Raw genomic sequence first — 8,205 nt, forward strand, 5'->3', positions numbered from 1 at the left:
CTAATCTCTAGGTCGCAGGTTCGAGTCCTGCCGGGGGCACGAAACCCCTGGTCACGTCAGTGACCAGGGGTTTTTGCATGCCGACGCCCATACCTAACCCACATGATTCGTAAGTGGACGGTCGCTCAGGGCCTGACCTGCGTCTTCCCCGACGACGCCACGCTCCAGGTAGTGGTCCTGGGTCGTGCTCACCTTGTCGTGTCCGAGGTAGTCAGCGATCTCACGCGCACTCACACCGGCGCGGTGAAGCACGTCGGAGACGTAGTGGCGCCACGCGTGCGGATGCGTGATCCCGACGAACGGTGTACCCGCGACGATCCCCCGGATTGCCTTCCGCGTGTTGTCAGGGTCACGGAGAGTTCCTGTGGTGCTAGGAAAAACCCACTCCGAGGTCACGGTTTCATACCGACGCCTCAAGATGTCCATGACCCAGACGGGCGGTCGGATGCGCCGCATGCCGGCCGGACTCTTGGTGTACGGCTGAACCACGAGCCCGACACCCTCCACTCGGATCACGGTTCCGTGTATCCAAAGCGTGCCCCCGTCGAAGTCGACCGAGGTCTCCCAATCGAGCGCGAGAAGCTCCCCGATCCGGCACCCGAGTCCTGAGAGGACATCCTCGATGTCCACGAGATCACGGCGCTTGGCGACCTCGGATGCGTGGAAGAGCCCCAAGATCTCGGAGACGTTGCCCGCGTTGATTGCTCTCTTTGCCTTAGGCGCCTTGCTCCGAATGCTGAGTGACTCGATCTCGCGGACCGGGTTCTCATCCAACGCGTCATGCCGCACCATCAACGCGCAAATGCCGGTCAGGACCGCCCGTGTTTGCTTCGCGGCGGCGGGGCCGTGGTCGTCACGGACCTTCGTCAGCACCCGATTCGCAACCGAAACCTTCATCTGCCGCACGACGAGGTTGCTCAGCGGCTTCTTCAAGTATCGCCGCCAGGCGCCGGCGTAGTCCTGCTTCGTACGGGTCGCCTTGTCCGACCGCTCCAGCTCCTCGAAATACTTCTCTGCGACCACGCCAACCTTGGTCTCAGCAGTGATCTCTGAGTCGCCGGCTGCTTGCGATCGGTCACGCAGCGCCGCCAGCAGGTTGTTCTTCGCCTGTGCCGGGCTCTTCCCGTGCCGTTCGACGGGGCGGGTAACACCGTCGTAGTCCTTGTACAGCGCAGTGGCCCGATGCCCGCCTCGGCTGTTGGAATAGGTCCGGACCTCTCCCCACGTCCCGAGCGGCAGCGCGGGGCGGGCCATCAGGCGGTCCCCTGGTCGGTGATCCAGGCGTCGACCTCGTCGGGGCGGTACCGGACGTACTTGCCGATCTTGTAGCCCTTGGGACCCTTTCCGGTCTTGCGCCACTGGTAGATCGTGTTGACGGGCACGGCGAGGTAGCCGGCGAGGTCATCCACGCTGAGCAGGTTCTTGTCCATGGTCGTTTTCCTTGCTGTATTTGAGTTTGCGGTCGTCTCGGATGCGTTCGGCGATGCCGGCGGCGAGTTCGCGTTCGGCGTCGTCGCGGTAGCCGGCGCCGTCGAAGTCCCATGCGTTGATCACGGCGATGGAGTCGGCGCGGTCGGCCAGGCCGAGGCGGTCGAGGGTTTCCTCGAGCCGGTAGCGGCGGCGGTCGCCGCGAATGTCCTTGAAGGTGGTCGAGTAGGCGCGGGACTTCGTGAGGAAGTGGCCCCGGAACCCGAGCATGTGGGCCCAGCGGCGCAGGTTGAGGTCCTCGTACGCGGGCAGGTCCCCGAGATCCCACGCGGTTTGGATCATGCGGCGGTGGTGCTCGCTCACCTTCAGAAAGTCGATGTCGAGTTGCGAGCGGATGGGCCGGTCGGCGGCTTCGCTCTTGCCGGTGCCCTTGGTGGCGTACTTGGCGATGTAGGCGGCGAGGCGGCCCTCGCTGATCCGACCGGCGTCATCCTCCAGCTCTGCCGCGCCGATGGGCTCGATGCGGCGGACGTCGACCTGTTCGCCCCACACGACGGTGAGTGGGGTCCCGTCGGGGTAGTGGGCGCTCACGTAGGCGCCCCCTGCGGCGGCGTAGACGGCGTCGTCGAGCAGGTCCGGGTGCGCCCACGCGGGGGCCGGGCTGGTGGCGCCCTCGGGGCCGTCGAGACGGATCACGGCGTGGAAGTGCACGAGCCCGCGCCGCTGGTACTCAGCCACCTTGGAGTAGGAGAGGCGGGCGTGTTCGGTGAACTCGCGAACCTTCAGCCCGGCGCGTTTGGCGATCTCGCGGCGCAGGCGGGTGGTGAAGCGCTGCCACAGGGCGCCGGCGTGGGCCTGCCAGAGCACCGAGCCGGTGTAGTCGTAGGTCTCGGGGTCGAGCGGGGTGCCGACGCGGGTGTCGGCGTCGTGGTGGAACTCCCCGCAGCCGCACGGGATGCGCTTGCCCCGGGCGCTGGTGCGGGCGTGGTGCACGTGCCCGAACGAGGGGGCGGTGAGGGTGACGAAGGCGCGGGGGCGGTCGGTGACGGTCTGGGGGACGCCCTTGTGGCCGCCGATGAGGCCGGCGCGGATGAGGTGGAACGCGTCGGCGGCGTAGCGGTCCGAGCAGGAGGGGCACACCGATTCGCGGCGGTTGCCGCACGGGGCGAAGATGTCGCCGCCGTGGTGGTGCAGCACGACCTCGGTGGTCGCGTCCTGGAGCTGGTGGGCTCCGGAGAGCCGGATGGGTCGGGCGCAGCCGTTGACGGCGTGGACCTTGGCGCGCCACGTGTCGTAGTCCAGAGCCTGTACTCGGGCGGCGAGGCGGTCTTCGAGCGTGTGCATCGGCGAGAGCCCTTTCGTTCTGTGGGCATGGAAAAGGCGCGGGAGCCGGGCCGTAATGGCAGCCGACTCCCGCGCCCATGAAGGCGGTCCGCGGGAAGGCGGATCAGGTGGTGACGGGGTGTCCGTTGTGGCTGGTCAGGTCCGCGAGGACCCGGTTGGCCATGGCCTCGGGGAGGCGAGCAACGCGGCGGATGTCGTCGGTGGTGAGGGTGCGGCCCTCGTCGCGCGCGGCGGTGGCGGCGGCGTGGATGCGGGCGGCGACGTCCGGTGGGAGCTTGAACGACGGCGCCGGAGTTGGTGCCGGTGCCGACGTGGTCGCGGCCGGAGCGGCCGGAGCGGCCGGAGCGGGTTCCGGGTCGCGAGGGACGGTCGCGAGGGCCTGCTCTCGGACGCGGGTGCAGGTCTGCTGAATGATCGGCATGACCTCGGCGAGCAGGAACACCACCAGCGGGATGACGAGGTGGAAGAAGACCATGCCCTTGGAGATCCCGCCGTGCGCGGGCGCGAGCCCGGCCCACACGTTGGCCACGAGTGTGGCGGCCAGGAGCAGCCGCTTGAGGTAGCGGACGGGTTTGGCGTCGGTGGCGACGCCGTGGGAGAGCATGGCGGCTTCCCAGCGCAGCAGGGTCACGAGGATGCCGGCGAGCGCGGGTTCGGCGAGCCAAGCGCCCCACCACAGCGGGTCGGTGATGGGGCGGTCACCGGCGAGGAAGTCGTGCACGCCGGTCGTGGTGAACCCGAGTCCGACCGCGAGAAAGACCCACATGGTGCGGGTCACCGAGCCACGGAAGCGATCTGCGGTGACCGCCGCGAGCATCGGGTGGTTGGACAGCCGGTGCACGTCGCGGGCCTCGTCGAGCTGCTCGGCCAGGACGCGGACGCGGCGCGAGGGGGCCGGGTCTTCCCCGGCGGTGGACTTGGGTTTGCCGAACACGATGTTCCCTCCTTTCGGGAGCGTCTACAGTGGAGTCATCACAGTGATCGGTGTGACGGTCGCCGCTCTCAGCCCAGGCCGGCGAGGTTGGCCCAGCGCTGGAGCATCGTGCGCCCCTTGGCCGTGAGCTTCATCGGCGTCACCAGCCGCTGAATGGCGCCGTGATAGGCGAACACTTCGTCTCGGCCCGCGCCACGTTGGATGTAGTCGATGGACATCAGGTGCAGCACGATGTCCTCCTCCAGGGCGAATCGAACGCGATCGGTGTCCTCGAACACCATGACCCGGTCGGTGTCGTCGAGGAGGGCGAAGCGTCCGTCCCGGACTTCGGCGAGCACGTCCTTGGCCACGAGCGGGTTGCCGACGTGTCCGGCCGGTGCGCGGCCCCGGAGTTTCGCTGGCGGGCACTGTCGGCCGGATGCGGGAGCCGGTGCGGGCGGAACGTCCCCGAAGAGGCCAAGCTGCGCAGAGTCCTGTGTCCGGCGGCTCATCGGACACGCTCCCGACCGACCGGGCCGAACTCCTGATTGCGGAAGGCCGTCAGTGCGATCCCGACCCCCAGGGCGATGCAGCCGAACACCACCAGCGCACTCCAGAACAAGGCCGAAGCGCCCTGCGCGAGGTAGATCAGGAACAGCACGAGCAGGGCCGGGGCGGCGAGCTTGACCCACAGCCACGTCCGCCACACGTAAAAACCGATTCGCCACATGGTCAGTTCTCCTTGTCGGGTCGGTGATTCGGGCAGAACACGAGCTGTTCGGACGTGTAAGACCAGCCGGGCGAAGCGTCGATGCACTGCACAACGCCCAGCCAGTCCGCGTAGATGAATTCGTCGCTCCCGGGGAAATCGCCGCAGACGACACACCAGGCGTAGTACGCGGCCTCGTACTCCACGACGCGGCCACCGAACTCTCCCGGAAGCATCACGCGGTCAACCCGCTGCTCGGCAACTTCCCGGGACAGGTACAACCGTTGATCCGTCTCCTCAGGCCAGCCACGGCGGTCCTGCACGAGGATCTCGAAGTGCGGACACCGGACCAGTACGGGGAAATTCACGAGCGACATCACGCCACCACCGTCAGGGCCGGAGCGCCGGCGGAACCCCGCGCAATAAAGGCGACCATCTCGTCGATCTCGTGGTCGGCGACGTAGGCGGCGCGGACCCGCTGCGGAACGCGGGAGCGCGGGCGGATGACGAACCCGATGCCGGCGGTTGCCTCACCCTCGGGGATCTCGTCGGCGAGCGCACCCCGCAGGCGAGCACCGTCTCCAAGGGTCATGTCCACGTGGGACTGAGTGGTGACCCGCAGGCAGATGCGGATCGGGAACAGGTCCCGCACCGGAACGGTGTCCTTGGTCGGCTCCTGGACCAGCACCATCGAGCCGTGCCCGGTCGCGCGGCCCTGGGAGGTGCTCAGCGCGAGCTCCTTGCGGATCGTGCGAGCGATGCCGGCGTCCCCGTAGGCGAGCAAGGCGCCGATCTCGTCGATGATCAGCAGGTTCAGCGGGGTCTCACGCGACATGGTGATCTTGCGCTGCCCCGTGGCTGCGAAGTCACGCTGAACGCGGCGGATGTCCTCCACGTAGTCGTGGATCAGCTCGGCACAGGCGGCCTCCTCGTCGGCGTAGCGGTGAGCGATACCGGCGAGCTTGCGGAACTCCATCTGCTTGGGATCGCAGATCCACAGGCGCACGAGCCCGTCCCGGATGAGCGGGGCCAGCCCACGCAGGAGCGAGAGCGGAATCGAGTTCTTACCCGACCCAGTGGCCCCGGCGATGAAGATGTGCTTCGCGAGCATGGACAGGCGCCACTCGGTGCCGTACTCGGTCTCCCCGATGTAGATGTCGCCTGGGTCGACCGCGCCGGGCTCGTCGGGCATTTCGGGGGCGGGAATGGTCTCGGTGAAGGGCTCGTGCCGCTGGATCACCAGCGCGACCCGGCCGGGCTTGACCCGCTCCACCGCGACCCGCTCCACCCGCAGGGCATCGGCGAGGACTTCGGCGCGGTCCTCGAAGGCGCGGCGGCCCATGCCGGCCGGGATGTCCATGGTGACGGTGTCGACCGAGGGCGAGTGCGACCGGACCTTGGTGACGCGGGGGTAGCGGATCTCGTCGGTGCGGCGGTCGATGACGTAGAGGTCGCAGGCCCGCAGCGCCCGGTTGAACCGGGGTCCGAAGTAGGTGGACCAGCGGCGACGCCAGGCCCGCATCCGGGGCGCGGCGTGGTGGTCGAAGGTGTCCGGGTGTGCGCGGTACCAGGTGCACAGCCCGAGCGTGGTGCCGCCGATGACGCCGCCGGTGGCGGTCCAGCCCAGCTCGATCCCGGAGGCCAGGAGGCCGGCGGGGGCGAGGACGGAGCCCGGGTGGCGGGCGGTCCACTTGAGACCCTTGAACTCGGTCCCGACCTTGCGGTTCGACTTGGGGTGCCTCATGAGTGTGTAGTCCTTCCGGTAAGACGAGAACGGCCCCGCTGCCTCCGGGGTGGAGGGCGGGGCCGATCTCGTGCGAGATGATGCAGTAGGCGGGGTGGTCAGGGCTTGAGCGCGGGTCGCGCGTCGGTCAGCTCGGTGGTGAGCACGCCGAACGCGCGGGCCGCTTTGTCGTGCGCGGCCTTGAAACCGTTCTGGTTGACCGGCATTCCGCGCATCACGCTCTTGAGCTGCCGCAGTGCCGTGTCGAGGTCTTCGACGACCCGATCGACCTGGTGTGCCATGTCAGAGCCTCCAGTCTCGCGAGACGAGTTCGGCTTCGTGCTTCTTCCCGAGCGTGCGCAGCCGGTCGAGCTCGTCGAACGCCCGCGTGCGGTGCGCCTTGAGCTCGTCGCGGGTGGCGATGGTCCACGAGCCGCTCATCGCGTCCTCGTCGTAGGTCTCGATGACCCGGTCGACTCCGCGCAGCACGTCGGCGATCATGTCCAACGTCGCCACAAACGTCCCGTACCGTTCCTGGGCCCGCCGATTGAGGAATCCCACCTGCATGTCAGCTCCACCTCTCCGGGCAGTTCTCCACCGACCAGTTCAGCCCGGACAAGTCCGCGACCAGCAGCCGCACTGCCCGGGCCGCGTTCTCCTTCACGCTTTGGGGCGCGTCACTGTCACGCAGGCCCTGATAGGCGGTGTGCGCCGCCGTGACGATGTTCGTGATCTCCTGCATTCGTTCAGCCTTACCGCGTTGTGGCGGTCAACTCGGCCGCCGTGGTGAGATCTGCGGTCAGGAACTTGACCGCGTTGCCGACCGCGACGCTGATCTCGCGGTCCGGGTTGGACTCGGTGAACTTGCGGTAGGCCACGTTCGCGGCCTGGATGATGGCCAGGATCTCCGGCATCCTCAGCTCTCCTTCCGGATCACGTGCTGGGCGTAGCGCAGGCCCTCGCAGTAGCCGGCCTGCCAAGCCATGTCGTCGGCCGGTTCGGTCAGTGCTTCGGCGCGCTCACGCTCCAGGCGGGCGGCCAGCATTCGGATCACCACGCCGATGCGGACGGGGCGGCTCATCGCTTCCTCCCCGCCACCATCACCGTGACCGCTGCCCCGAGGGTCAGCCCAGCCATGATCGGCGAAGCCACAGCGAGGCAGCCCACGATCACCAACCAGAACACGAACGGGCTCCATTCAGCCACCATCGTTCTCATTCCTCCCTAGTTGACGTAGTCCCACTGGCGCGAGCACACGTTGCACGTCGCAATTCCAGTCGGAGAAAGCCAGAAATCAGCCGCGCAGACGTGGTCGGCCATCACGAAATCCTCTTCGGGCCGTACGGGTCGAACGTCGACAACCCGTCCGGACCAGCGGAAACCTTGCCCATAATCGTTCTCCTTTCCGTACCGCATATCCGTGGTAAAACCCCAGGACCCCCACACGAAACCGGGTGGGAATCGAGGCGCGCCACCACAAACAGGCGCATTTTTGGCATGGATCGGCTCACTCTGTAATTGTCAATGAACGAAAAGTGCCCTTGCCCGACTCGAAAACGGGCAGCCAACCGACTTGGGAAGGGCTCCAGGGTGGTGTTTCCGCGAACAGCCGGGGAGGTAGCCGCCGCGCGACCGGTCACCCGCCGGTCATTTGGGCCGAATCAGGCGGCGTCGCGAATCGCGCCCGAACCGGCAGGCTTGATCCCCTCAGCCTTGAACCACAGGCCCGAGCCCGTGATACGGCCCTCGTCGTTCGTCGTCTGGTACGTGTTCAGCACCGGGTTGATCAGCTCCACGTAGGTGCCCTCATCGAACCCATCCCCCGGGTCCGTCGCGAGGGTCACCTTGATCTCTTCACCCTTGCCCGGACGCTCCCCCGGAACCGGACGCGGCTTGGCGAACAGCATCACCACGAACGCGTTCAGCTGTGTTTTGCGGTCAACCACCGGCACCATCTCGCCGCTCTTGTCCTCGCGCATCTTCATCACCGGCGCCTCCGTGACCATGAACTTGTAGTTGCCGCTGTACCACGAGATGTCCTGCATGTTGACCCTCCAGGTGTAGGCGCTGCTGGTATCGTGTTGCATA

14 protein-coding genes are annotated in these 8,205 nt (G+C 67.4%); all 14 read right to left on the reverse strand.

The genetic code is table 11. The features are described from left to right. Window positions 1-93: 93 nt before the first annotated feature. On the reverse strand, window positions 94-1,254 hold the full coding sequence (locus AB0F91_RS46320; RefSeq protein WP_360608772.1) for a site-specific integrase: 1,161 nt from the start codon (window positions 1,252-1,254) through the stop codon (window positions 94-96). After that, complete coding sequence (locus AB0F91_RS46325) at window positions 1,254-1,430, reverse strand: helix-turn-helix domain-containing protein (protein ID WP_360608774.1); 177 nt, start codon at window positions 1,428-1,430, stop codon at window positions 1,254-1,256. The genes AB0F91_RS46320 and AB0F91_RS46325 overlap by 1 nt, the downstream gene beginning before the upstream one ends. Continuing rightward, the gene (locus tag AB0F91_RS46330) at window positions 1,402-2,772 is read right to left on the reverse strand and encodes a replication initiator (RefSeq protein ID WP_360608776.1); all 1,371 of its coding nucleotides are present in this window, start codon (window positions 2,770-2,772) and stop codon (window positions 1,402-1,404) included. Before AB0F91_RS46330 ends, AB0F91_RS46325 begins: the two co-directional genes overlap by 29 nt. Window positions 2,773-2,875: 103 nt before the next feature. Beyond that, entirely contained in the window at window positions 2,876-3,706 is an 831-nt protein-coding gene (locus tag AB0F91_RS46335) for a hypothetical protein (protein ID WP_360608778.1), read from the reverse strand. Window positions 3,707-3,774: 68 nt separating this feature from the next. Continuing rightward, complete coding sequence (locus tag AB0F91_RS46340) at window positions 3,775-4,056, reverse strand: hypothetical protein (protein ID WP_360608780.1); 282 nt, start codon at window positions 4,054-4,056, stop codon at window positions 3,775-3,777. A gap of 137 nt (window positions 4,057-4,193) precedes the next feature. Continuing rightward, a complete protein-coding gene (locus AB0F91_RS46345; protein WP_360608782.1) occupies window positions 4,194-4,415 on the reverse strand; it encodes a hypothetical protein in 222 nt (73 codons plus the stop codon). A 2-nt stretch (window positions 4,416-4,417) separates the two neighbouring features. Next, window positions 4,418-4,771: a hypothetical protein gene (locus AB0F91_RS46350; RefSeq protein WP_360608784.1), complete on the reverse strand. Its 354-nt coding sequence runs from the start codon at window positions 4,769-4,771 to the stop codon at window positions 4,418-4,420. Continuing rightward, window positions 4,771-6,138, reverse strand: a complete 1,368-nt coding sequence (locus AB0F91_RS46355) for an FtsK/SpoIIIE domain-containing protein (RefSeq protein WP_360608786.1) — start codon at window positions 6,136-6,138, stop codon at window positions 4,771-4,773. The genes AB0F91_RS46350 and AB0F91_RS46355 overlap by 1 nt, the downstream gene beginning before the upstream one ends. 98 nt (window positions 6,139-6,236) lie before the next feature. Then, complete coding sequence (locus tag AB0F91_RS46360) at window positions 6,237-6,419, reverse strand: hypothetical protein (protein WP_360608788.1); 183 nt, start codon at window positions 6,417-6,419, stop codon at window positions 6,237-6,239. 1 nt (window position 6,420) lies between these two features. Next, window positions 6,421-6,684 (reverse strand): hypothetical protein, encoded by a 264-nt coding sequence (locus tag AB0F91_RS46365; protein WP_360608789.1) that lies wholly within the window; start codon window positions 6,682-6,684, stop codon window positions 6,421-6,423. Window position 6,685: 1 nt separating this feature from the next. Then, the gene (locus tag AB0F91_RS46370) at window positions 6,686-6,859 is read right to left on the reverse strand and encodes a hypothetical protein (protein WP_360608791.1); all 174 of its coding nucleotides are present in this window, start codon (window positions 6,857-6,859) and stop codon (window positions 6,686-6,688) included. A 10-nt stretch (window positions 6,860-6,869) separates the two neighbouring features. Continuing rightward, entirely contained in the window at window positions 6,870-7,031 is a 162-nt protein-coding gene (locus tag AB0F91_RS46375) for a hypothetical protein (RefSeq protein ID WP_360608793.1), read from the reverse strand. 2 nt (window positions 7,032-7,033) lie between these two features. After that, a complete protein-coding gene (locus tag AB0F91_RS46380) occupies window positions 7,034-7,198 on the reverse strand; it encodes a hypothetical protein (protein ID WP_360608795.1) in 165 nt (54 codons plus the stop codon). A gap of 580 nt (window positions 7,199-7,778) precedes the next feature. Further along, a partial coding sequence (locus tag AB0F91_RS46385; protein WP_360608797.1) for a hypothetical protein occupies window positions 7,779-8,205 on the reverse strand: 427 nt, incomplete at its 5' end.

The sequence above is a fragment of the Amycolatopsis sp. NPDC023774 genome (assembly GCF_040639695.1).
Taxonomy (GTDB): Bacteria; Actinomycetota; Actinomycetes; order Mycobacteriales; family Pseudonocardiaceae; genus Amycolatopsis.